The following is a 19,953-nucleotide window of genomic DNA, read 5'->3' as shown; positions in this document are numbered from 1 at the left end:
ACCTGGCGCCAGTCGACGAACTTGAAGTTCGTGGGCCAGAGCTAGGGCCTCCGTCAACCGGACATTCCAGACCAGCCAGAATTCAGCGCCTGACCTGCGGTAGTTGCAGCTCATCCACGCCCGCCGTGTGCCACTGTGTGCCAGCGCTGGCCGCCGTATGCCGCCCGCTGCGGAATGCGCCCGGAATGATCTCGCTGTCTTCGACCCCGCCGTCCCCGGCCATAGCGCCATGACGGCGGCGGCCGAAGCGGGCCGCCCCCGACGATCCCAACGCGGCACTTCGCAGTGCGCCGCGCTTGTCGGAGCGCGCCCGCACACACACCTGACCGACCTCACCGGCTCGCCATCGCGGGCGTTCATCGCCGCGGCGGTGCCGCGCGGCATGCGCCGGGCCGGCTCCCAGCAGGAGTGGCTGCGCACCCTCAAGGAGGACCCGGAGGTCCTGAGCCTGAGGTCTGACGGCTACGCCAACCTGCTGCGGCTCGCGAACCTGATCGCGTGGGCCGCCGACTGGTCCACGATGTGCTCCCGGCCGACGATCGCGCGGCTGGTCTCGGTGACCGGCCTGTCGCAGGCGACCGTGAAGCGGTGGGTGCGGTGGCTGCGCGTCCGAGGCTGGCTCGGCGTGGTCGAGCAGGGTTCCACCGTCAGGTTCCGGAGGGGCAACGCCGCGGGCCTGGTCGATGACGGGCTCGGGAACCGCGCTGCTGTCTGGGTGCTGGCCGTGCCGCGCCGCTCGCGCGCTGACCGTCTCCGCACCAGTAATGATCATGAACGCCAGTGCACCGACCTGCCGAAACCGACAAGTGAACCCCCCTCTGGTTCTCTCCCTGAGAGAACCAGAGTTGATCCCACGCGCACGCGCGAGGCAGACCGCCACCGCTTCCGTGATCATTCCCGCATTTCGCCGACCTGGCACCTGCACGCCACGCCACGGACGAAGCGAGACCGACTAGCGATGTGCCAGCGACTCCGGGAGGAGTCCCCCGTCCTGCGGCTGATGACGCCCTGGTATCTCCGCTGGCTGCTCAAACCCCTCATCGACGCGGGAGCTACGGCGGCCGACGTGCTGCACGGGCTCGACGTGCGGGGGGACGACTCGCGGTGGACGTACACGTGGTCGAGGGCGGAGGAGATCCGGCATCCGGCGGGGTGGGTGCGGCATCGGTTGTCGGCGTGGATCGGTCCGGATGGCCGGGTGTTGCCGTTGCCGTCGCAGCGGCGTGCGGCGGCCGAGGCTGCCCAGCGGGACGCGCAGGAGGCGCGGCGGGCGGAGTGGGTGCGGCGTGCGGCCGAGCTCGGCGTTGAGCTGGAGGCGGGTGAGCAGGTGCCGCGGGCGGTGGCGCTGGCTCCGGCGCCCGCGTTGTCCACGCCGGCTGCCCCGAGCGGGGAGTACCTGGGGGTGCGGGCGGAGATGGAGCGTCAGCGGAGGGAGCGGGAGGTGGCCAAGGTGGCGAGGCTGGCTGAGTGGCGGGCTCGGAGGTCGGGATGACGGACGCGAAAGCGAGGCGGGAGCGGGAGGCTGCCCGGTGGGAGCGTGCGGACATGGCGGCCGAGGAGGAGCTGGCGCGCGTGAAGTGGGCGACGGAGCCCGAGGCGGTGGTCGGCCCGAGCGAGGAGGGGATCGAGCGGGCGAGGGCGGCGTTGGCGCGGGAGGTGTCGCTGGCGAGGGCTCGTGCTCGTGCCCGGGAGGAGCGGGGGAGGAGGGAGTGAGGGACATGTCGCGCGACAAGATCGATCTACGGTGTAAAGGGCGGGGTGACGCCCAGCCCCCGGGGGACTCGGCTGGTGGCGCGGTGTCGTTGCTGGTATCCGAGAGATCGCCTGGAGACGTGCGGAATGGTCTTCATGGTGGACGCTGGCAGGCGATCAGGTGGTGTCAGGTGTTATCGGTACCGCCAACGATGATCTTGGCGGAGGATCGCGTACAGACAAGATCATTAGGCGCTGACCAGGAACGATTCCTTACATATACATACGTGCGCAAAATGGTAGACTGGAGCTAGCACCAGACAAGATCAAAACAGACAGTGACCAGCGGAAACGCCCCCAAGGAGTGCCATGCAACAGCCCGCCCCCCTCCCGGTTCCCGGTACCGCGATCCCCGCCGACCGGATCTACACCCTCACCCCCGCCGACCTGTTCGACGCCGCTACCGACCACGGTGCCAGCGAACAGCACCAGGCCGACGCCGCCATCTGGGGCATGACCGCCGAGCAGGTCGCCGCCGGATACGGCACCTTCGACGACCTGCACCCCTGCGTCGCCGACGAGGTCCGCGCGAACACCGCCGACCCTGACACCGGCGAGTTCGACATGGCTGCCGTCGCCGTCGCCACGCGCCTCAATGAGACCTTCCCCCCGACCGCCGCCCGCATCGGCGAACTGGCCGAGCACGCCGGAGCCACCCCCGCCGACCAGATCGTGAAGGTCGCCGACGCCCTCACGCTCGAACTTCCGCTCGTCCACCACCCGCTCATCCCCACCGCCGCCGTCCGCGCTGAAGCGCTGCGCCTCCTCACAGGCGCCACCGCCGACACCTGGCAGGAGCGGGTGGACCACGTCACCTACGCCATCGAGCAGACGCTGCTGTCCGGCGCCCTGTACGAGCAGGCCGCCACAGCCGAGCCGGACACCGCCCTTCCCGTCAGCGTGCGGGTCGGCCAGCACATCAGCGCGGTCGCTGAGCGAAAGGTCCGCGCCTACCCCGGCCACGAGATGACCGTGGTGGACCCTGATGGCGTCCCCGTCTCCGACATCGTCGCCGACGCGTTCGAGGAGGTCATCGACCGGGCCGGGGCCTGGCTCACCGCCAACTCCGGCCTCGGCGGGCTCAACCTGGCCGCCGGCAACGCCGCCGCCGTCCTCGACCACCTGCCCCCCGGCATCGCGGCCGAGCTGCTCCAGCACCTCACCGCGATCCCCGCCAACGAGATCGACGCCATCACCCCCTCCGAGGTGATGAAGGACGCGCGGGCCGCCGGCGCCCGCCCCGAGCACGTGCTCGACGCAGTCACGGTCGCCATCGCGTCCGTCATGGAGATCGTGACGGGCATCGACTACGGCGAGCTGCTGCCCGCGGTCGCCTCCGATGTGAACGCGTCGGCCCGGGGCTGGCTTCACGAGACGGTCGGCATCGCCCCCTACGGCGACTTCGACTACAGCACGCTGAGCGCCGAGCACGTCGCCGGGATGCTCGACCACGTCGAGCAGTTTGCCCGCCAGTACGACTGCTACGCGGGTAGCTCGTTGGCGGTACCGCCAACGGCTCCCCCGCCGAAAGGACATCAGGTGTACGACCACACCACCGACACCGTGGGCACCATGTACGGCGCGTTCGAGCCCACCAACCTCAACCTGCTGAACATGCTGTGGGCCGCCCACAAGCTGGCCCGAGCCAACCGCAATCCCGCCATCAGCCAGTACGTCATCAGAGACCTCCGCGCCGCAATCGTCGAGGTCCTGGAAGCTGAGGGCCACGACGTGACTTCGGCTCAGCGGCTCATCGAGGAGGCCGAGCGCACCCACGCCACGCCCGCCCTGCTGATGGCCAGACACGACGCGCCCGCCGGCCCGCCGCCGGACGAGGCGAACAGCCTCTGAAACGCATTGAGCCGGACCCATCGCCACATGGGTCCGGCTCACTTCACCAGCTTTTGACCCCCACCACCGGGAGTACGTACCAGTGCTCCCAACGATAACGCACCGCGCGGCCCGCGCGGCAACCCCGAACCGATGGGAGATCAACATGTCTTACTTCGCCGACGACCCGGGCACCGACCTGGAAGCGATCGAGACCCTCCGCCGTGACGCAGACCTGGAGCAGGCCGCCATGGAGCGCGAGGGCAACCGGCTCGCCGCCCTCCGCGCTCGGGGGATCTGCCTGCACAGCTCCGGCGTGGAGTACCGCAACCCGCCTGTCTACGCCGAGCAGGTCGGCCTCCGGCCGGGCCAGTCCCGCTGCACCGAGGGCACCGGCGGCTGCACGTTCGTCGCCAACTCCGACGCCGAGTGGTACGCCGCGAAGGCTGCCGCGAGGAACGTGCTGTGACCGCCCTCTTCGACCTCGACCGGCCGTGCCCTAAGTGCGGCGCCGCCGCAGACCAGCAGTGCGACCCCGACTGCGTGCTCATGCAGGACCCCGCCGACTGGTTCGACGGCTTCGAGATCTCCGACGCCGACCCCGGCCTGTGAGAGGACACCCCATGGAAAACCTGGGCAAGCTCGTCGCCACCGGCGACCCCGACGCCGACGCCTACCTGCACATCGCCCGCGAGATCCATGGCCTCAGCGTGGCCGTGCACAAGGCGGCCGAACTCCTCGACGCCGGGCACATGCGCGGATCGGTGATGTGGCCGCCCGCGGTCACCGACCGCAACCCGCTCGGCTACGAGCACGCCACCAACGTCGTGGACCGTGCCGACGAGGTGATGGGGGAGGCATGGGCGCGGGCCACGCAGCGCTACCAGGCCGCCTGCGACCGCAACCCGAAGTCTGCGCAGATGGCCGACCTGCACGTGGGCCGCCTCTTCGACTCCGCCTTCACCCTGGAGAGCTGATGCCTGAGTGGATCCGCGACCAACTCGTGAACTTGGCCGCCGTCATCGGCAGTGTTCTCGATGACCCGACCGCCGACCACACGTACATGCTGCGGCACGCCCACGAGGACCTGAAGCGCATCCTCGAGCAGGACGAGCAGGACGGGCGATGACGACATTGAAGCCGCTCGCGCCGGGAGCCGTGGTCGTCTACTACGGCTCCCTGCCCGAGCAGTACGGTACGTGGACCGTCGCCGGGCAATGCGGCTGCGACGACTGCATGAGGGTGTTCGACCAGGTCTGGGACCAGATCTATTGGTCCCTGCCCCACCGCGAACGGCCCAACATCGACAAGCATTACGAGCCGTACAACCGGTATGAGCTGGAGGGCGAGAACGGCGATCGGCTGCTGTGCGTCCGCCGTTCCAGCCTCACCCTGGCAACCCCCAGCGCGGTAGGCAGCACCGCATGAAACTCACCTCGAAGATCGACGCCTGTAAGGCGCTCATCGACCACCCCAACACCCCCGACGCGGAGCGCGAGGCCGCCCGCCGCCTGCTGGTCCGGCTCCAGGCCCGCGCCCAACGCGACGGCCACACCAGCAGCACTGCGCCCGGCCATCGCGGGCCGGGCCGCCGCGCGTACGGCCCCAAGTACACCGGTTACATCCCGTCCGCCGAGCTGACCAAGCTCATCCGCGCCGACATCGCCGTCCTGCGCAAGCTCGGGCGCCAACCGGCCCGGCCGGGCGAGGTGAAGGTGCCCGAGCCGATCGGGGATGCCCCCGCGAGCATCCGCTTCTCGGTGAAGAAGGAGGACTACGCGGGCGGCCGGTCCATCTACATCACGATCACGGGCGTGCCCCCCGACTGGTGGATCGACCAGCCGGACCCCTACGACTCGACCATGAAATGGCGCAAGGCCGGGCCGCAGCTCACCGCGCTGAAGGAAGCCCTTCAGGAGATCACGTGGGCGTACAACTACGACGGCTCGGACCTGCTCACCGACTACCACGACCGCAACTTCTACGCCTGGTACCGGGCAGACGGTCACGGCGAGAGCGACCACCCGCACGACATCTGACCGGCTGGTGCTGACGACGCCACCGCCAGCACCAGACCCGTCACCCCACCACCGAGAAGAGGAAGAACATGAGCCACCACAAGGAGCTGCTGACCACGAAGGCGCTGCTCACCAAGTGGATCCTCACCCCCCGCCACGACGACGCCCCGCCCTCGGTCATGCTCATACGCGACCGCTGGTCAATCCTCATCCTCTACAGCGCTGACACCCCGGTCAGCGCCGCGCTGCTGCCGCCAGGCGGAGCCGAGTACGACACCATCCCCGTGCTCGACGTCGATCGGTGGATGAAGTGCAGCCAGACCGAGATGAACCTGCACGGGGTCGGCGACCGCGTCACCGTGGGCGGCCGGGCCGGGACCGTCGTCGGCTTCCGCCTGGAGGAGCACTCCCCGGCCGCCGGCCCGTGGAAGTTCCGACTCCGGGTCGTGTACGACGACGGCGTGGACGGCGACCCGTTCCCGACCAGCGCCGCCAGCCTCGACCCCGCCCCTGCCGCGGCGGGGGAGTGCAAGGGCTGGCTGTGCGACGACGTCGGCACAGTGATGTGCCTGACCCGCGAATACACCCGCGACGACAGCGCGCCGTTGGAGCGGAAGGCGTTGTGCGACTACCACGCCGAGTACGGGGACCGGCGGCTGACCGTCGTCCGGGTCCTGCACGAGATCCCCGAACCCGCCGCCGCGGCGGCCGTCGAGAAAGGCTGACCATGCCCAGCACCGAACGCAAGCCGGTCAAGTACGGCATTCAGCTCCTCAACCACCCCATCTATCAGGACTCGCGCGGCATCCACACGTACGCGACCGTCTGGGAGGCGCCCGCGCACGAGGTGCTGCACGTCCCGGTCTGCCCCGACCTGGCCAAGTACGACAAGGCTGAGATCCGGGAGCGGAGCACCACGTTCGAGGAGGCGATGGACAACGGGCTGGACTCCTGCCGCTACTGCCAGCCGCACGGCGTTCACCACGTCACCCTCCCGGACGGTACCAAGAGGTACCGGCCGATGGGCGTCATCTTCACGGGCGGCGACCTGGACGGCTACGAGTACGGCGAGTACGCCCTGGTCGAGAAACGGAACGGCCAGTGGCGCGTCCGCCGCTGGGCCGAGACTGCCCTCGCCGCGGTCAAGCTCGCCGTCGAGCTCGGCGTGCCGTACATCCTCGGGCCGCGCTACGACTCGCTCGGGCTGCCGACGCCGATCTGTGAGGAGGACCTGTGACCGCGATCCCCGTGCTGCCCGAGCTTCCCACGGGCGGCTACCGCACCATCCGGCATCTGCCACCCGAGGTGCTGAACAGCGCGCCGTACGTGCGGCCGGGCGCAGTCCTCACCTACCCGACGACGATCACCACCGTGACCCGGCGGCCCTGGCGGACCGAACCGGTGCGCGCCACGCTGACCGTCGTCCACGTCGAGGGCTGCCACCAGCTCGCGCAGACGCCCGCCGACCAGCGCGGCCAGTGGACCGGGACCGGCGAGGACATGCATTTCGCCCTGCGGTTCGGTCCTGCCGAGGAGTTCTCCTGGTGCGAGGCGTGTATGTCGCACCGGCTCAGCTATGTGGTGCTGCCGTCCGGGGAGCGCCGCTACCGCCCGGCCGGACCGGTCGGTGTCATCCACCGGGGAGACCCGGCCTGGGCCAGATTCGCGGTCGCCGCCAGCGGCGAGGACGGCGCCTGGCGTACCGTCACCTGGACGGTGGCGCTGGCCGAGGCTGAGTTCATCGCGCAGGGCTGGCCCACCATGGCCGTCGTCCTCGACCCCGGCCAGTGGCCGTCCGAGGAGGCGGCATGACGGACCTGCTCACCGACGCGCCAGAGCCGACCCCAGCAGACCTGATCCGCGACGCCATCGACCTGATGCGCACCACGTGGCGGGTACGCGGCGACTTCGTCATCGGCCGCCTCACCGCGCGCTACGGCTTCTGCCCGGTCGGCGCGATCGGCGCGCTCGCCGGGGACGTGTTCGTTGCCGGGGTGCCGCAGTGCCGCGTCCCGGTTGTCCGGGCCACGCTGGTGTGGCTGGTGGACTTCCACCGGCTGCCACGCTCCGCGCCCGAGGTCAAGGTCGGGCGAGACGACTCGCGCATGGCGTACGTCCGTGTCGCCGAATGGGCTGACTCGTTCCCCGAGTCGGCCGACGATGAGCTGTACGCCGCCCTGGAGGCCGCTGCCGACGCGTGGCGGCCGGAACCGTATCGCGTTGGCGATTCCGCCAACGCACGAAGGAGAAGATCATGACCTCGCTCGCATACGCCCCCGAGAAGCGGCACCTGCATCGCGTACGCGCCTGGCGCGGGTTCGACCGCATCGCCGCCGCTGACGAGATCCCGTTCGAGGTAGCCACCGTCGCCACGCCCACCTGGATGCAGGCCCAGTTCCGCACCGAATGCGGGACCGGCTGCTGCTATGCGGGCCACGTCGCTATCGACAACGGCGGCCAGTGGCTGGTGGACATCAACGACAACGGTGAGATGTTCATCGACGGCCAGCCCCTCGCGGACCCCGACGAGCACCCGCTGCTGTGGAAGGTGTGGGAGTACATGCTCGCCGAGGACGACGACCCGCAGGATCACGTTGAGGAGGCGTTCGGCACGCACATCATCCACGTGTCGTACCGCGCGGAGCGACTGCTCGGCTACCCCTACCACTGCCGGGATCTGTTCGACGCATCCAACACCAAACCGGCTCTGGAACGGCTCATCACCGACCGGTTCGGCCGCCACCCTGCCGCCGTTGGCGGTCCCGCCAACTAGATCCCGCCCACCACCGCCGAAAGGAACCACCGTGCCGAGAACCGACATGACCGACGAAGAACTCGCAGCCTGGCAAGCCCGCAAGGACGCTGGCCGCGCCCGAGCGTACGACGCCGAGACCAAGATAGCGATCGTGCTGCGGGACCATCCCGAGGCGATCGACGGGTTCCGGAAGTTCTGCGCCCGTATGAACCCGTACTCCATCCGGAACTGCCTGCGCATCTACGGGCAGAACCCCGACGCGGCGCACGTGCAGCCGCGGTTCTTCTGGGGCGGCTATGGCCGCGCCATCGCTGACCAGGACGCCGCCGTCTGGATCATCGCCCCGAAAGTGGAACGCAAGGTCACCAAGGAGGTCGAGAACAAGCAGACGGGCCAGATGGAGGAGGTCGAGGAAGCCTACAAGACCTGGCCCGTCGAGGACGTGTTCCCTGCTCAGGCCACCGTGCCGAAGAACGGCCCGTGTCCGTTCTGCAACACCGCCGAGGGGGAGCGCTGCCTGGACTCGTGCGCGGTGATGCAGCCGCAGGCCGGGGCGCCCCCGACCCGGGAGGACGTGGCGGAAGCACTCAACGCGGTCCTCAAGAAGCTCGGCGGGTTCGACTCCTCAGTGCTATCCACGCTGGGGCCGGACCCGATGCGGGACGACTACGGCGACCCGTACGAGACCCCCGGCGTCCGCTGGGAGACCATCGTCCTGACCAAGGGAGCGGCCAATGGGCGCAAGCCGAAGACCCGCCGCTACCGGTTCCTGCACACGATTGACCTGGCCCGGCCGGGCGTCCGCTACGCCATCGCCGGATTCGGCGTGATCTGGATCGGCCCGTACGAGTACCGCCGCGACACGGGCGGCGACAACTCGGTGACCGTCCAGTACGGCGACGACATTCCCGCTGACTGGGAAAAGCCGCGCTGGGCGTGGGGTGACAGCGGCTACCACCAGGCAGGCCCGCACGCCCCGATCATCAACGGGATCACGTTCGCGTCCGTCAGCAACGTCTCCCCGAACGAGGAGTGGCGCTGGTTCGAGCCGTTCCGGGAGGGCAAGGGGCGCGTCCCCGAAACGACCGGCGCCCAGATGGCACAGATCGTCCGGCAGCTCTGCGACCACTACCGCGGGCTGCCGGAGCAGGACGCGATCGAGGAGGCCGGGTTCCGCAAGCGGTCCGCGCACCGGGCGCGGGAGGCGGAGCATGAGGCCAAGCGGCTCGGCGAGCGAGAGCAGGAGCTGGCCGACCAGCGCGCCGAGGCGGAGCGGCGGGCGGCCGAGCACCGCCACCAGGCTGCCAACCCGAACGAGCTGTAGCAGCGCGAGCCCGCCCTAATCGGGCTCGCGCCACCACCGATCGTACGGCCCGCCCCGGCGCGGGGTGGGCCGCCCTCCACGCAAAGGGAGTAATCATGAAACTCGTAGCACTCGCTATGGCAGCGGTCCTCCTCGCCGCCGAGCCCGCAGGATGCGGCGCCAAAGGCACCACCAGCGACCCCTACAAGCCCGGCGCGCTGGGCTGCAACAGGTACGTCCACGTCGAGGCCGTCCGGATCGGGTCGGCCGAGCCACGCGTCCGCGTTCTGGTGAACGAGGTATGCAGCAAGCCGTCCGGCGTCGCCACCCAGCTCCTCAGCATCGACCTGGAGTACCGGGAATCGTTCGGTGCACCCTGGCTGAAGGTCAACAGCGACAAGTTCCCGAACGTGGCCCCGGACCACCGGTACGTGCTGGCCCACCACCCGTGCCTGTCGGGCCGCTACCGCGCCAAGGTGGGCGTCGCGGGCACGTTCGACACTGGCAAGGAGTACCGGGCGTCGGTCGAGGAGTCCGCGCGGATCAACTGCGACAAGCCGCGCAAGATCTCGATCTACTAGGGCCGCCACCAGCGGCGTCGCCGGGCGGCGCGGGCACGGAAGCGCGCCTCGCCGTCCGGGTCGCCGCCGTACGGGCAGCGCACCCGCAGCCGAGGGTGCGGCGGCACGACGCCGACCGCCCAGGACGACGCCGCCTCACTGGCTGCCTGAGTGATGTTGCCGGTGGCGTAGACGGGCGGCGCGGTGCGGTCCGGCATTTCGCCTGGCCACACGCCCCATCCGTCGCCCCACCAGGCGACCGTCCACACCTGCTCATCCAGCGCATCCACGCATCCGATCGTACGCCCCGCCCCTCGCCCGGGTGAGGGCAACAACAACCACCACCACCAGGAAGAACAGGAGGCGAGCAGTGGCCAACGCTGCGATCCCCATCCAACTCGCCAATGCCCCCCAGCACGCTGGGATGGTCATCCCGTACATCACCCTCCACCACGTGGACGGCACCCCCGAGTTCGGCCGAACCAACGACGACCGGGTGGCCGAGTGCATCGTCGATCGGCGCTGCCAACTCTGTGCCCGGAAGCTCGAAGGGGCCGCGGTGCTGATGGCCCGGCCGCAGGACTTCGGGTTCGGCTACGTCAACGAACCGGCGCAGCACCCGTGGTGCGCTGCCTACGCGATCCGCGCGTGTCCGATGCTGTCGGGCCGGCTGCCTCGTCTGCGTGACCGGACTCGCCCGCAACGCCAGTGCTCGATCCCGGCGGCGTGCTGGTGCGGTCAGGAGACCAGCCCGAGCGCTGACGCCATCCTCCGCTCGGGGAGGGCGGCCACGCCGTGGTACTCGGTCCGCTTCAGCATGGCCGAGTACGAGGTGACGATGACCGCGCGGAAGGGGCCGCGCGGCATCTCACTCCGAGCGCTCACCGATCCGAAGGTCCGGCTGGTGTCGTGGGGCGACCCCGACCCCTACGAGCTGGGGCGCGTCGTCATGAACGACCTGCCGATGCCTGGGGAGCTGGCCTGATGATCGTCGTCTTCTCGTACGGGCTGGGCGCGAATGGCACAGCGGTCTGTCTGCGCTGGCTGTACGAGCCCGAGACCCGGCCTCCGGAGCTGCTGCCGGACCTGTCGAACCTGATCTTCGTCACAGCTCATACGGGTGACGAGTTCCTCGACACCGCCGTCGATGTCGAGACGCACGTTTTCCCGCTGCTCGCCAAGCACCATGTCCGTACCGTGCAGCTCGCTCGCGCGGGCCACTTCGAGCGGGACGGCATCGTCGTCCTGGACGACACCCGCGAGCCGATCCTGTGCCTCACCAGCGGCGCGTACGAACTGTCCGAGGAACTGGTCACGACAGCGACCGTGCCCCAGTCCTCCGACCGCAAGCACAGCCAGAAGTTCAAAGGCTGGGTCATCGACCAATGGATCGCCGCCAACATCGGCGACGAGCCGTACGTGCACGTCATGGGCTACGACGCCAGCGAGCCCGAGCGCGTCGTCGGCGACCTGGCGCTCGGGCTCCCCAACAAGATCCCGTGCTACCCGCTCGTGGACTGGGGTTGGGACTGGGACGCGTGTGAGCGCTACATCTACGCCAAGCTAGGCGTGCACTGGAAAAGATCACACTGCGTCGAGTGCCCGTTCGCTTTCTCCGTCACCAAGGGCGGCCGGGCGCGCACCATGCCGCGCCTGCTCGCCCACCCCCACCAGGCCATGCGCACGCTCACGATGGAGTACCTGGCCGTCGCCTGCAACCCCCGGCAGGGACTCCTCGCGGGCAAGCAACTGTACGACCTGTTCGCCGCGTGGCCGGGGGGACCGATCCTGCTCGACGCGTTCGAGCGGCACCTCGACGACCTGGAGTGGGCCGTCATCGACGTCCGGCGCGGCTTCGGCAAGAAGCGCGGCAAAGGGAAGAATCGCGGCGACGCGATGAAGCCCGGACGGCCGGCCCGGTCCCTGAACCTGCTCGTCACCGGCACCCGCGCCGAGACGCGGGTCCGGCTGGAACGCGCCGCCGTACTGCTCGGGCGACAACTGGAGACGGACGGCCGCCACCACCGGGTGTGGTGGCGACGGCGCGGCATCTACTACCCGACCGTCGAACACCTCCTCACCGTCGCTCCCGCCTGGGCGCACGACAAGACCAACCCCGCGTTCCCGAAGCTGTGGCGGGACGGCCTGATGGCCCTCCGGCAGCTCGAACTCGCCTTCTGACCCTCACGGAGGTCGATATGTACGTGCACGACAACGACGTGGTCACCCTCACCGATTGGTTCTGCGGCGCAGGCGGCTCGTCCCAGGGCGCCGACGAGGTTCCCGACGTCGAGGTCACTCTCGCCGCGAACCACTGGAAACTGGCCCTCGACAGCCACCGCGCCAACTTCCCAAACACCCGCCACGAGGACGGCGACATCCGTGAGGCCCCGGTATTCGACTGGCCCACAACGGTAGGCCACTGGGCTTCCACGGAATGCACCAAGTGGTCCGTCGCCCGCGGCAAAAAGCAGAAGTTCCTGAATTCCCAGCAGGGCGAGCTGTTCGAGATCCCGAAGACCGAGGAGGAGATGGAGGAGGAGCTCGTGGAGGAAGAGAGCCGCGCTCTGACCAAGCAGGTCGCCGACTACGTCGAGGGGCGGTACGTCCGGCGCCGCTCCCCGCACGACATTGTGCTGTTCGGAATCATGGAGAACGTGCTCCCCGAGTACGACTGGGACGGCTTCCGCGCGTTCCGGGAGCGATTCCACCGGATGGACTACAAGACCCGCGCTTTCGGGCTCAACTCGATGCACGCCCAGCCGGTGCGGACCCTCGCCGCGCCGCAGTCGCGGGACCGGCTGTACTTCGTGTACTGGCACAAGAGCGTGGGCCGCGACCCAGACTTCGACAAGTGGCTCCGGCCGCAGGCGTACTGCCCGACCTGCGACAAGGTCGTGTACGCGATGCAGGTCTTCAAGAACCCGAACCGTGAGGCCGGGGCCTTCCGCAGTCAGTGGAACTGGCGATGCCCGAACAGCCGGTGCCGGAACGCGATCATAGTGCCGCCGGTACTGCCCGCCTGGGAGGCGATCGACTTCTCCCTCCCCACGCGCAAGATCGGGGAAGGGAAGCCGGGCAAGACGTTCCGGCCCTACGCGCCGGCGACCGTCGCTCGTGTCCAGGTGGGCATCGACACGTTCTGGACGCCGCTGCTGGTGCCGACCGGTGGCACCTGGAGAACGGACGCTACCCCAGTGACGGAGCCGATGCCGACCCGAACCACGACCGAGAATGACGGGCTAGCGGTGCTGCCGCCGTTGGTGGTCCCGGCCGAGGGCCGCGAAGGGAAGAAGGCCGTTCCGGCAACCGAGCCCATCCGGACGACAACCGGCCGCCGAGAGACCGGGTGGGCCTTCCCGCCCGAACCTTTCCTGACGCTACTGCGGTCGGGCCGAGTGCGGAACATCGACCCGCGCCGGGATCCGCTGGCGACGCTCGTGACAGAGGGTGCCGCGCACGCGCTGGCGGTCCCGCCGTCGTTTATCGTCCCCATGCGGGGCGGCGGCTGCAAGGACACCGCCCGCTCGATCGACGCCCCGCTCGGCACGTTCTCAGCGGGCGGTAACCACAACCTCCTGGCCACGGCCCCCGAGGCGCTGATGGTGCCGTACTACAACAACGGCGTAGCGAGGCCCGCGAGCGAACCCATGGGGACGCTGACCACGATCGACCGCTACGGCGTCGCCACCCCCACGATCCCTCTCCCTGACAAGATCGACGTCAACGAGGTCGGGTTCCGCATCCTCGACCCCAGCGAGGTCGCCCGCGGCATGGCGTTCCGCGGGAGCTACATCGTGCTCGGCAACAAGCGGCAGAAAGTGCGCCAGTACGGCAACGCCGTCACCCCGCCTATGGCCGAACTGCTGGTCTCAGCGATGCGTGAATGGCTGACCGGGGAGGAACTGCCGCGCCACCTAGCCGCATGAGTTTACGTTGGCGGTACCGCCAACCAACCACCACCCATGAAGGAGAAACCGTGTCGATCATCGCCAGCCACACCGACACCCGCACCATCAACGACCTGGTCAAGGCCACCGGCCTGCCCGACAACGCCGACCTCCGCGACGAGGAAGTGCTGCCGGGCCTGACCACCCGTGCCCGCAACTGCATGCTGCGCGAGTCCATTTGCACGCTCGCCGACCTGGCGAAGAGGACCGACGAAGACCTGCTCGACATCCGGAACTTCGGGATCGGCTGCCTGGACAACGTCCGCGCCAGTCTCGCCCAGGCCGCCGAGCAGGCCAACACCACCCCCTGAACCCGCCAGGCTCCCGCCGACCGCCAGGCCGGTGGGGCCACCCACCACCAAGGAGACCCATGGCTATCGACCTGGAGTCGAACCAGATCAAACACGTCATCACCCAGCACAACAACTGGGTCAACTACGGCAACGGACGCGGCGGTCTGCACGCCTACACCTACTGCGGCTGGCTTTACGCAGACGGCCGGATGGAGGGCGCTTACACCTACGGCGACTGGTGGCAGAACCCGGACATCAAGAACGTTTGCCCGCACTGCGTGCACGCGCTCACCTGCGGCGTGATGTTCGACGAGGCCCGCGCCACCGAGCGTGCGGCCTGCTCTGGCTGTGCTGCTTACGACGCCGACAAGGCTCTCGGCCACCCGACGAAGCGAGGCCAGGCCGCCGAGCACGCCAGCGAGGTGAGCGAGTGAACCGCGAGCAGCACGCCGAGCTGGCCGCCGCCATCGCCGGACATCCCGGCTGGCACCTCAGGCCCTTCATAGAAGGGCTGCGGCTCAATGAGCCTGCCGAATACCTGCCCGGCGACAGGCTGGTGAACGGCAGCGTCTTCGCCGCTGTCCCCGGCGAAGAGGGCTGGCGCTGGTCGGTGTGGAACGGCCACAACCCCGTGCGCGGCCTCAAGGACGGCGATCCCGAACCCACGGCCGTCGACGCCGTGAAGGCCGTCGAGGACCTGGTCGCTCAGGTCTGTGCGAAACGCAGCACCTAGTCACGCTGGCCGCCGCCGAGCTGGCGGCGGCCAGTTCCCACCACCACGAAGGAAGAGGCCCGACATGGGCAAGTACGACGAGCAGAACGAAGACCTGCACGCCGCCCTCACCCGCGCCGGAATCACTGCGCGCATCGACTACGACGGCGACGAGCACCTCGTCGAGGTCCCGCTCCCCGGGGACGTGGAGCGCAAGCTGGTGTTCGACCCGACCGACGACGGCAGTTGGCGGCTCGACCTGCTGACCGCAGACGGCGACTGGTACGTGCACACGAACGTCGTCCAAGGCGTCGGCGAGGAATTCGCGGCGGCCATCGTCACCGGCCTGCTGGGTGCCTACTCGTGACCCGAACGGCCAAGCCAGCGTGGGCGCGACGGCCGACCGCGGACGAGCTGGAGCGCCCGTGCGGCAGGTGTGGCCACCAGAACGGCGGCCACACCCTCGGCCGCGGCAGCGGCTGGTCGGTCTCCGACGACGTGTGGATCCACGGGGCCGGCGCGTGCGCGATGCCCGGCTGCTGGTGCGAAGGCCGTACGGACGGTGTCTACACGCCGAGCGACGAGTACCCCGCCCAGCTCGACACAGCGCCCGCCGACATCAGCGCGGCGCCGGCCCCGCCACTTTCCAGCCTCTTGTACGGGCCGTGCATGCAGGGGCCTGGACCGTGTGGCGAGGAACCGGCCCGGCCGTTCGTGGACGGGCCGCGATGTGAACACCACCAACCGAAGGAGATCACGACTCATGGGTGACAACAGCGCCATCGAATGGCTCAGAGGACCTGACGGCCGCCAGGGCATGACCTGGAACTTCGTCACCGGCTGCACCCGAGTCTCCGAGGGCTGCCGCCGGTGCTACATCGAACGGCAGACGCCGATGCGAGTCGCGGGGCGCCGGTTCAACGGCAGCGAGCCTGGCGCCTCCACCGGGGTCATGCTGCACCCCGAGCGGATGGTCATGCCGCTGCGGAAGCGCGCCCCGCACCGCATCTTCGTCAACAGCATGTCCGACCTCTGGCACGAGCAGGTGCCCATGCAAATGGTCGCGCAGGCGTTCGCCGTCATGGCGATGACCCCCCACCACACCTACCTGATCCTCACCAAGCGGCCCGGCCCGATGCGGTCGATGCTCCGATCGGACGACTTCTGGCTGTCGGTGGGTGAGCACGGCCGGCCCATCGCCGCCGACCGAGCCCGCGGCAGATACCGGTCCGCGTCGCCGATGCAGCTCACGTCCGACTCCAGCGTGGACGGGCATTGGATGCCGGTCCGTCCGCTGCCGAACGTGCAGATCGGCGTTTCCGTGGAGGACCAGGCCACCGCCGACCTCCGCATCCCGACGCTGCTCGACACCCCGCACATCGCCGTCCGGTGGATCTCGGTGGAACCGCTGCTCGGGCCGGTCGTGCTCCTCGACGAATGGTTCACCGCCGCTCCTTGGAACAGCGCGCCTGCGCTCCACTGGGTGGTGGCCGGCGGCGAGTCCGGCCCCGGCGCGCGGCCGATGCATCCGGACTGGCCGCGTGGCCTGCGCGACCAGTGCGTCAAGGCGGGCGTGCCGTTCTTCTTCAAACAGTGGGGTGAATGGGCGCCGAGCGGCGCGGTCGGGATCGGCCGTAGCCCGGACAAACACGTCCTCGTCGGCAAGCCCGTCGATGAGCACGGGCACCGGATCGAGATGGTCCGGCTCGGCAAGCATCAGGCGGGTGCCGTCCTTGACGGCCTGACGTGGACGGAGTACCCCGATGCCTGAGAGCAGGCGCGTGCAGGTCACCGGTGACCTCTTCCACCCGCAGCTCCCGGCCAGGGCGATCTGGTGCGGGCGGGAAGGGCCGTACCTGAAGCGGTCGCTGTACGCGAACCCGCACACCCTCTCCACAGTGGGCTGCTGGCGCCCTGGCTGCGATGGCCGGGTGCACACTCGGCCGGAGGTCCTCGACCTCTACCGCGCGCACCTCGCCGCGCACCCCGAGCTCGTCGAGCGGGCCCGCGCCGAGCTGGCCGGCCAGGACGCCGCGTGCCGGTGCGGGCTGGACGAGGACTGCCACGTGGACATCCTGCTCACCGCGATGGCGACCAGAGGGTGACCTATGGCCGAGATCACCCGCCCCCTGTTCCCCGTGATCACCGTGCATTGCTTCTTCTGGTGCGGTCACTCCGAGACCAGCGTTGGCCCGGAGCCCGCGCACGAGCGGATGGAACTGCACTACAGCGAGCGACACAGCGACGACATCGCTCGTGCCCGCCGCTTCCTTGGGGTCAAGGAGGCGTGATCCGATGCAGTTCTTCCTCGGAACCAGCACGCCTTCCTGGCTCAAGCGGGAGGACGTGGGCGTGCCGCTCTGTGTCGCCTACCCGCGCCTGGCCACGATCAAGGGTGAGCTGCCTCGTGCTGTGGCTCCGTGGATTCTCGACTCGGGCGGCTTCACCCAGGTCACGCAGCGGGGCGAGTACACGGCCACGGCAATCGACTACGTGCGGGCAGTACGCCGGTACGCCGAAGAGATCGGCAACCTGCGGTGGGCGGCCTGCCAGGACTGGATGTGCGAACCGCCCGCGCTCGCCAAGTCCGGCCGGTCGGTGAACGGCCACCAACACCTGTCGATCGACAACTACATCACCCTGCACGGAGAGTGGGGGCCCGACTGCCCGTTCGTGCCGCCGCTCCAGGGCGACAGCCGCGACGCCTTCCTACGCCACGTCGATATGTACGCGCGACGCGGCATCGACCTGACAAGGGCGCCGCTCGTCAGCGTCGGATCGGTATGCCGAATGCAGAGCACGCCGGAGATCGGCCGCGTGCTCGGCGCACTGGCCAGCCTGGGTCTGAAGATGCACGGGTTCGGCGTGAAGACGCTCGGGCTGCGCCGGTTCGGGCATCTCCTCGTCTCGGCCGACTCTCAGGCGTGGTCGAGGAATGCCCGCGAGAACGCCGACGACATCTATATCGAAGTCCCCGAACACACCCATCCCCGCGGCGGCTCGACCTGTTCGAGCTGTCACGTCTACGCACTGGCCTGGCGTGCGCGCATGCTGGCCAGCCTTCCAGCCACGCCGCTGCACACGGTGATGGAACTGCCTGGCATTTACGGGGAAGGGCTGTCGTCCCCGGCCAGAGCGGAACCGCCGCGCGTGCGATACAGGCCGGGCATCCCCATCTACGGCAGGAGAAGATCATGACTCAGCTCAACGACACCCCCACCACCCCGGCCGCCGACATGGATGTGCCATCGGTCGAACCTGCCGACTTCATGCCGTACCTGGCACGCAGCGTCTCCCGCGACCTGGACGTGCTCACCCTCGCGACCGCTGATGGCGTGCCGGAGACGATCCAGGCGGCGGCCGAGGTCGTCGCGGCGGGTATGGACTCGCTGATCAACATGCTCATGCAGGCTGACGGCCTGACCGTCGAGGAGGCCCAGTCCCAGGCTGCCGCCCTGATCGCTGCGCAGGGGGAGGGCAGGTGAGATCCGACAAGTGGGAACGGCTCATCGAATGCCTGGACCTCGTCAACGAGAACCAGAACCTGTCTCCACGCGAGATGGCTACCCAGCTCGGCGTGAGCGAACGGACGGTGCAGCGCTACCTGCACGATATGAACGGTGGCCCGCGGTGCCCGCCGACCTACTACGACCAGGTGATGCCCTGCATCCTCGCGCACCTGTGCCGATACTCCCGGTCCCAGTTCACCGCCGGCGAGCTTGCGCGGGTACTGCTGGGGGACCGCATGGTGAACCTGGAGGCCGCACTGCGGCGGATGGAGCGAGGCAGGCTCGTGAAGCGTACGGTCGAGTCCCGCAATGACGGCCTGTTCTCGCAGGATCAGCAGGTCACGTGGTGGCAGTTGAATGACGGTGCCCCCCATTTCTCGATGGTGTGCTCGGCATGCCGGGCCCGCCCGATCGCGGTGCAGCGTCATGGCTGGTGCCGGGCCTGTCACGAACGATGGGCACGAGCAGGGCGCCCGAACGGCGGCCCGCCGGAACCGAGGAAGGGCGGTCGGCCGCGTCAGGCTGGCACAGAGGAGCGGGTGCAGAAGACGAGGAAGCTGCTCGTTGAGGGCAAACGCACAATGCAGATCGCTCGCCTGTTGGGTGTGGACGGGTCCACGGTCTGCTACTACAAGCGGCGGTTGGCTGAGCGGGGCGAGCTGCCGCAGGCAAAGTGACGTTGGCGGTTCCGTCAACGTGCGGTAGCCTGCGGAAGGGCTGACGCTCCAGCCCACCCCAAGTCGAGTCCGGCCCACGCAGGATGCGGCGCACGATGGGGGAAGTGTCGTAAGACGGCGAGCGGCACCCCAACCTTTGGATCTTCCGCACTGGCTGCTGCCGTGCGCTCTCGAACCGGGCGGGGTGAGCGTGGGCACCCCGTGGATGGGACGAGACATGCCACACAACAACCGCGACCTGGGCCGCGCCGTGCGCGACCTGATGGAGCACCGGCCCGGCCAGCCGTACACCGCCGTCCGGACCGAACTCCTCGACTGGCTCGACGGACGCGAGGAAACCCCGGCCGAGGCCGTCGCCATCATGACCGACCCGGCCAACGAGGCCCTGTGTGAGAACTGCGGGTGGACGAACGGCATGGCCTGCCCCGAGTGCCCCGGCTGCGGCTGCTACAACGGCCAATGCACCGGGTGGCGGCACCGCGAGTTCATGCACCCGGACGACCTCGATGAGCTGGAGGCGGCCGAAGCCGAGTGCCCCGAGTGCGGAGGCGACACCCGCTCCGGCTACGGCTGCCACTGCGGTGACCTGTAGAC

General features: G+C 69.2%; 31 protein-coding genes. 30 read left to right on the top strand and 1 reads right to left on the bottom strand.

Going from position 1 to position 19,953, the window contains the following annotated elements; genetic code table 11:
* The first annotated feature begins 229 nt into the window (after nucleotides 1-229).
* From ACZ6S0_RS46475 to ACZ6S0_RS46400, 16 genes are all read left to right on the top strand, one after another.
* Nucleotides 230-1,492: a hypothetical protein gene (locus tag ACZ6S0_RS46475; protein ID WP_465926338.1), complete on the top strand. Its 1,263-nt coding sequence runs from the start codon at nucleotides 230-232 to the stop codon at nucleotides 1,490-1,492.
* Nucleotides 1,489-1,713, top strand: a complete 225-nt coding sequence (locus ACZ6S0_RS46470; protein WP_465926336.1) for a hypothetical protein — start codon at nucleotides 1,489-1,491, stop codon at nucleotides 1,711-1,713. Before ACZ6S0_RS46475 ends, ACZ6S0_RS46470 begins: the two co-directional genes overlap by 4 nt.
* Before the next feature lie 348 nt (nucleotides 1,714-2,061).
* On the top strand, nucleotides 2,062-3,603 hold the full coding sequence (locus ACZ6S0_RS46465) for a hypothetical protein (RefSeq protein WP_465926334.1): 1,542 nt from the start codon (nucleotides 2,062-2,064) through the stop codon (nucleotides 3,601-3,603).
* A gap of 145 nt (nucleotides 3,604-3,748) precedes the next feature.
* Nucleotides 3,749-4,051 (top strand): hypothetical protein, encoded by a 303-nt coding sequence (locus ACZ6S0_RS46460; protein WP_465926332.1) that lies wholly within the window; start codon nucleotides 3,749-3,751, stop codon nucleotides 4,049-4,051.
* The gene (locus ACZ6S0_RS46455) at nucleotides 4,048-4,194 is read left to right on the top strand and encodes a hypothetical protein (RefSeq protein ID WP_465926330.1); all 147 of its coding nucleotides are present in this window, start codon (nucleotides 4,048-4,050) and stop codon (nucleotides 4,192-4,194) included. The genes ACZ6S0_RS46460 and ACZ6S0_RS46455 overlap by 4 nt, the downstream gene beginning before the upstream one ends.
* Nucleotides 4,195-4,205: 11 nt before the next feature.
* Complete coding sequence (locus ACZ6S0_RS46450) at nucleotides 4,206-4,559, top strand: hypothetical protein (RefSeq protein ID WP_465926328.1); 354 nt, start codon at nucleotides 4,206-4,208, stop codon at nucleotides 4,557-4,559.
* Nucleotides 4,559-4,711 carry a hypothetical protein gene (locus ACZ6S0_RS46445; protein ID WP_465926326.1) on the top strand — a complete coding sequence of 51 codons (153 nt, stop codon included), beginning with the start codon at nucleotides 4,559-4,561 and terminating at the stop codon, nucleotides 4,709-4,711. Before ACZ6S0_RS46450 ends, ACZ6S0_RS46445 begins: the two co-directional genes overlap by 1 nt.
* Nucleotides 4,708-5,010, top strand: coding sequence for a hypothetical protein (locus tag ACZ6S0_RS46440; RefSeq protein WP_465926324.1), 303 nt, complete (start codon nucleotides 4,708-4,710; stop codon nucleotides 5,008-5,010). The genes ACZ6S0_RS46445 and ACZ6S0_RS46440 overlap by 4 nt, the downstream gene beginning before the upstream one ends.
* Nucleotides 5,007-5,621: a hypothetical protein gene (locus tag ACZ6S0_RS46435; protein ID WP_465926322.1), complete on the top strand. Its 615-nt coding sequence runs from the start codon at nucleotides 5,007-5,009 to the stop codon at nucleotides 5,619-5,621. The genes ACZ6S0_RS46440 and ACZ6S0_RS46435 overlap by 4 nt, the downstream gene beginning before the upstream one ends.
* A gap of 68 nt (nucleotides 5,622-5,689) precedes the next feature.
* Nucleotides 5,690-6,325, top strand: coding sequence for a hypothetical protein (locus ACZ6S0_RS46430; protein ID WP_465926320.1), 636 nt, complete (start codon nucleotides 5,690-5,692; stop codon nucleotides 6,323-6,325).
* 2 nt (nucleotides 6,326-6,327) lie between these two features.
* A complete protein-coding gene (locus ACZ6S0_RS46425) occupies nucleotides 6,328-6,837 on the top strand; it encodes a hypothetical protein (RefSeq protein ID WP_465926318.1) in 510 nt (169 codons plus the stop codon).
* Entirely contained in the window at nucleotides 6,834-7,412 is a 579-nt protein-coding gene (locus ACZ6S0_RS46420; protein WP_465926316.1) for a hypothetical protein, read from the top strand. Before ACZ6S0_RS46425 ends, ACZ6S0_RS46420 begins: the two co-directional genes overlap by 4 nt.
* A complete protein-coding gene (locus tag ACZ6S0_RS46415; protein ID WP_465926314.1) occupies nucleotides 7,409-7,858 on the top strand; it encodes a DUF6197 family protein in 450 nt (149 codons plus the stop codon). Before ACZ6S0_RS46420 ends, ACZ6S0_RS46415 begins: the two co-directional genes overlap by 4 nt.
* Nucleotides 7,855-8,373, top strand: coding sequence for a hypothetical protein (locus ACZ6S0_RS46410; protein ID WP_465926312.1), 519 nt, complete (start codon nucleotides 7,855-7,857; stop codon nucleotides 8,371-8,373). The genes ACZ6S0_RS46415 and ACZ6S0_RS46410 overlap by 4 nt, the downstream gene beginning before the upstream one ends.
* A 31-nt stretch (nucleotides 8,374-8,404) precedes the next feature.
* Nucleotides 8,405-9,679 (top strand): hypothetical protein, encoded by a 1,275-nt coding sequence (locus ACZ6S0_RS46405; RefSeq protein WP_465926310.1) that lies wholly within the window; start codon nucleotides 8,405-8,407, stop codon nucleotides 9,677-9,679.
* 95 nt (nucleotides 9,680-9,774) lie between these two features.
* Nucleotides 9,775-10,239, top strand: a complete 465-nt coding sequence (locus ACZ6S0_RS46400; protein WP_465926308.1) for a hypothetical protein — start codon at nucleotides 9,775-9,777, stop codon at nucleotides 10,237-10,239.
* Here ACZ6S0_RS46400 and ACZ6S0_RS46395 read toward each other — a convergent pair.
* Nucleotides 10,236-10,508, bottom strand: a complete 273-nt coding sequence (locus tag ACZ6S0_RS46395) for a hypothetical protein (RefSeq protein ID WP_465926306.1) — start codon at nucleotides 10,506-10,508, stop codon at nucleotides 10,236-10,238. The genes ACZ6S0_RS46400 and ACZ6S0_RS46395 overlap by 4 nt on opposite strands.
* Nucleotides 10,509-10,588: 80 nt before the next feature.
* On the opposite strand from ACZ6S0_RS46395, the gene ACZ6S0_RS46390 reads away from it, so the two are divergent.
* The 14 genes from ACZ6S0_RS46390 (at nucleotide 10,589) to ACZ6S0_RS46325 (ending at nucleotide 19,951) form a co-directional block, all read left to right on the top strand.
* A complete protein-coding gene (locus ACZ6S0_RS46390; protein WP_465926304.1) occupies nucleotides 10,589-11,203 on the top strand; it encodes a hypothetical protein in 615 nt (204 codons plus the stop codon).
* Nucleotides 11,203-12,399 carry a hypothetical protein gene (locus ACZ6S0_RS46385; RefSeq protein WP_465926302.1) on the top strand — a complete coding sequence of 399 codons (1,197 nt, stop codon included), beginning with the start codon at nucleotides 11,203-11,205 and terminating at the stop codon, nucleotides 12,397-12,399. Before ACZ6S0_RS46390 ends, ACZ6S0_RS46385 begins: the two co-directional genes overlap by 1 nt.
* Before the next feature lie 17 nt (nucleotides 12,400-12,416).
* Nucleotides 12,417-14,147, top strand: coding sequence for a DNA cytosine methyltransferase (locus ACZ6S0_RS46380; protein WP_465926300.1), 1,731 nt, complete (start codon nucleotides 12,417-12,419; stop codon nucleotides 14,145-14,147).
* A gap of 50 nt (nucleotides 14,148-14,197) precedes the next feature.
* Complete coding sequence (locus ACZ6S0_RS46375; RefSeq protein WP_465926298.1) at nucleotides 14,198-14,479, top strand: DNA-directed RNA polymerase subunit alpha C-terminal domain-containing protein; 282 nt, start codon at nucleotides 14,198-14,200, stop codon at nucleotides 14,477-14,479.
* A gap of 59 nt (nucleotides 14,480-14,538) precedes the next feature.
* Nucleotides 14,539-14,895 (top strand): hypothetical protein, encoded by a 357-nt coding sequence (locus tag ACZ6S0_RS46370; protein ID WP_465926296.1) that lies wholly within the window; start codon nucleotides 14,539-14,541, stop codon nucleotides 14,893-14,895.
* Complete coding sequence (locus tag ACZ6S0_RS46365; RefSeq protein WP_465926294.1) at nucleotides 14,892-15,194, top strand: hypothetical protein; 303 nt, start codon at nucleotides 14,892-14,894, stop codon at nucleotides 15,192-15,194. The genes ACZ6S0_RS46370 and ACZ6S0_RS46365 overlap by 4 nt, the downstream gene beginning before the upstream one ends.
* Nucleotides 15,195-15,258: 64 nt before the next feature.
* The gene (locus ACZ6S0_RS46360) at nucleotides 15,259-15,540 is read left to right on the top strand and encodes a hypothetical protein (RefSeq protein ID WP_465926292.1); all 282 of its coding nucleotides are present in this window, start codon (nucleotides 15,259-15,261) and stop codon (nucleotides 15,538-15,540) included.
* 396 nt (nucleotides 15,541-15,936) lie between these two features.
* A complete protein-coding gene (locus tag ACZ6S0_RS46355; RefSeq protein ID WP_465926290.1) occupies nucleotides 15,937-16,944 on the top strand; it encodes a phage Gp37/Gp68 family protein in 1,008 nt (335 codons plus the stop codon).
* Nucleotides 16,937-17,278, top strand: coding sequence for a DUF4326 domain-containing protein (locus ACZ6S0_RS46350; protein WP_465926288.1), 342 nt, complete (start codon nucleotides 16,937-16,939; stop codon nucleotides 17,276-17,278). The genes ACZ6S0_RS46355 and ACZ6S0_RS46350 overlap by 8 nt, the downstream gene beginning before the upstream one ends.
* Nucleotides 17,279-17,281: 3 nt before the next feature.
* Nucleotides 17,282-17,464, top strand: coding sequence for a hypothetical protein (locus ACZ6S0_RS46345; protein ID WP_465926286.1), 183 nt, complete (start codon nucleotides 17,282-17,284; stop codon nucleotides 17,462-17,464).
* Between the two features lie 4 nt (nucleotides 17,465-17,468).
* Nucleotides 17,469-18,371, top strand: coding sequence for a deazapurine DNA modification protein DpdA family protein (locus ACZ6S0_RS46340; RefSeq protein WP_465926284.1), 903 nt, complete (start codon nucleotides 17,469-17,471; stop codon nucleotides 18,369-18,371).
* Nucleotides 18,368-18,658 (top strand): hypothetical protein, encoded by a 291-nt coding sequence (locus ACZ6S0_RS46335; RefSeq protein WP_465926282.1) that lies wholly within the window; start codon nucleotides 18,368-18,370, stop codon nucleotides 18,656-18,658. Before ACZ6S0_RS46340 ends, ACZ6S0_RS46335 begins: the two co-directional genes overlap by 4 nt.
* Complete coding sequence (locus ACZ6S0_RS46330) at nucleotides 18,655-19,359, top strand: hypothetical protein (RefSeq protein WP_465926280.1); 705 nt, start codon at nucleotides 18,655-18,657, stop codon at nucleotides 19,357-19,359. The genes ACZ6S0_RS46335 and ACZ6S0_RS46330 overlap by 4 nt, the downstream gene beginning before the upstream one ends.
* A 217-nt stretch (nucleotides 19,360-19,576) precedes the next feature.
* Nucleotides 19,577-19,951 carry a hypothetical protein gene (locus ACZ6S0_RS46325; protein WP_465926278.1) on the top strand — a complete coding sequence of 125 codons (375 nt, stop codon included), beginning with the start codon at nucleotides 19,577-19,579 and terminating at the stop codon, nucleotides 19,949-19,951.
* Nucleotides 19,952-19,953: the final 2 nt, after the last annotated feature.

The organism is Nonomuraea sp. NPDC051298, assembly GCF_055586305.1.
This window is presented reverse-complemented; position numbering and strand designations above follow the sequence as displayed.

Excerpts from the sequence above, each read along its gene's own strand:
- ACZ6S0_RS46475 (WP_465926338.1), top strand. The coding sequence starts at position 230 with ATGACGGCGGCGGCCGAAGCGGGCCGCCCCCGACGATCCCAACGCGGC.
- ACZ6S0_RS46470 (WP_465926336.1), top strand. The coding sequence starts at position 1,489 with ATGACGGACGCGAAAGCGAGGCGGGAGCGGGAGGCTGCCCGGTGGGAG.
- ACZ6S0_RS46465 (WP_465926334.1), top strand. The coding sequence starts at position 2,062 with ATGCAACAGCCCGCCCCCCTCCCGGTTCCCGGTACCGCGATCCCCGCC.
- ACZ6S0_RS46460 (WP_465926332.1), top strand. The coding sequence starts at position 3,749 with ATGTCTTACTTCGCCGACGACCCGGGCACCGACCTGGAAGCGATCGAG.
- ACZ6S0_RS46450 (WP_465926328.1), top strand. The coding sequence starts at position 4,206 with ATGGAAAACCTGGGCAAGCTCGTCGCCACCGGCGACCCCGACGCCGAC.
- ACZ6S0_RS46445 (WP_465926326.1), top strand. The coding sequence starts at position 4,559 with ATGCCTGAGTGGATCCGCGACCAACTCGTGAACTTGGCCGCCGTCATC.
- ACZ6S0_RS46440 (WP_465926324.1), top strand. The coding sequence starts at position 4,708 with ATGACGACATTGAAGCCGCTCGCGCCGGGAGCCGTGGTCGTCTACTAC.
- ACZ6S0_RS46435 (WP_465926322.1), top strand. The coding sequence starts at position 5,007 with ATGAAACTCACCTCGAAGATCGACGCCTGTAAGGCGCTCATCGACCAC.
- ACZ6S0_RS46430 (WP_465926320.1), top strand. The coding sequence starts at position 5,690 with ATGAGCCACCACAAGGAGCTGCTGACCACGAAGGCGCTGCTCACCAAG.
- ACZ6S0_RS46425 (WP_465926318.1), top strand. The coding sequence starts at position 6,328 with ATGCCCAGCACCGAACGCAAGCCGGTCAAGTACGGCATTCAGCTCCTC.
- ACZ6S0_RS46415 (WP_465926314.1), top strand. The coding sequence starts at position 7,409 with ATGACGGACCTGCTCACCGACGCGCCAGAGCCGACCCCAGCAGACCTG.
- ACZ6S0_RS46410 (WP_465926312.1), top strand. The coding sequence starts at position 7,855 with ATGACCTCGCTCGCATACGCCCCCGAGAAGCGGCACCTGCATCGCGTA.
- ACZ6S0_RS46400 (WP_465926308.1), top strand. The coding sequence starts at position 9,775 with ATGAAACTCGTAGCACTCGCTATGGCAGCGGTCCTCCTCGCCGCCGAG.
- ACZ6S0_RS46385 (WP_465926302.1), top strand. The coding sequence starts at position 11,203 with ATGATCGTCGTCTTCTCGTACGGGCTGGGCGCGAATGGCACAGCGGTC.
- ACZ6S0_RS46380 (WP_465926300.1), top strand. The coding sequence starts at position 12,417 with ATGTACGTGCACGACAACGACGTGGTCACCCTCACCGATTGGTTCTGC.
- ACZ6S0_RS46370 (WP_465926296.1), top strand. The coding sequence starts at position 14,539 with ATGGCTATCGACCTGGAGTCGAACCAGATCAAACACGTCATCACCCAG.
- ACZ6S0_RS46360 (WP_465926292.1), top strand. The coding sequence starts at position 15,259 with ATGGGCAAGTACGACGAGCAGAACGAAGACCTGCACGCCGCCCTCACC.
- ACZ6S0_RS46355 (WP_465926290.1), top strand. The coding sequence starts at position 15,937 with ATGGGTGACAACAGCGCCATCGAATGGCTCAGAGGACCTGACGGCCGC.
- ACZ6S0_RS46350 (WP_465926288.1), top strand. The coding sequence starts at position 16,937 with ATGCCTGAGAGCAGGCGCGTGCAGGTCACCGGTGACCTCTTCCACCCG.
- ACZ6S0_RS46345 (WP_465926286.1), top strand. The coding sequence starts at position 17,282 with ATGGCCGAGATCACCCGCCCCCTGTTCCCCGTGATCACCGTGCATTGC.
- ACZ6S0_RS46340 (WP_465926284.1), top strand. The coding sequence starts at position 17,469 with ATGCAGTTCTTCCTCGGAACCAGCACGCCTTCCTGGCTCAAGCGGGAG.
- ACZ6S0_RS46335 (WP_465926282.1), top strand. The coding sequence starts at position 18,368 with ATGACTCAGCTCAACGACACCCCCACCACCCCGGCCGCCGACATGGAT.
- ACZ6S0_RS46325 (WP_465926278.1), top strand. The coding sequence starts at position 19,577 with ATGCCACACAACAACCGCGACCTGGGCCGCGCCGTGCGCGACCTGATG.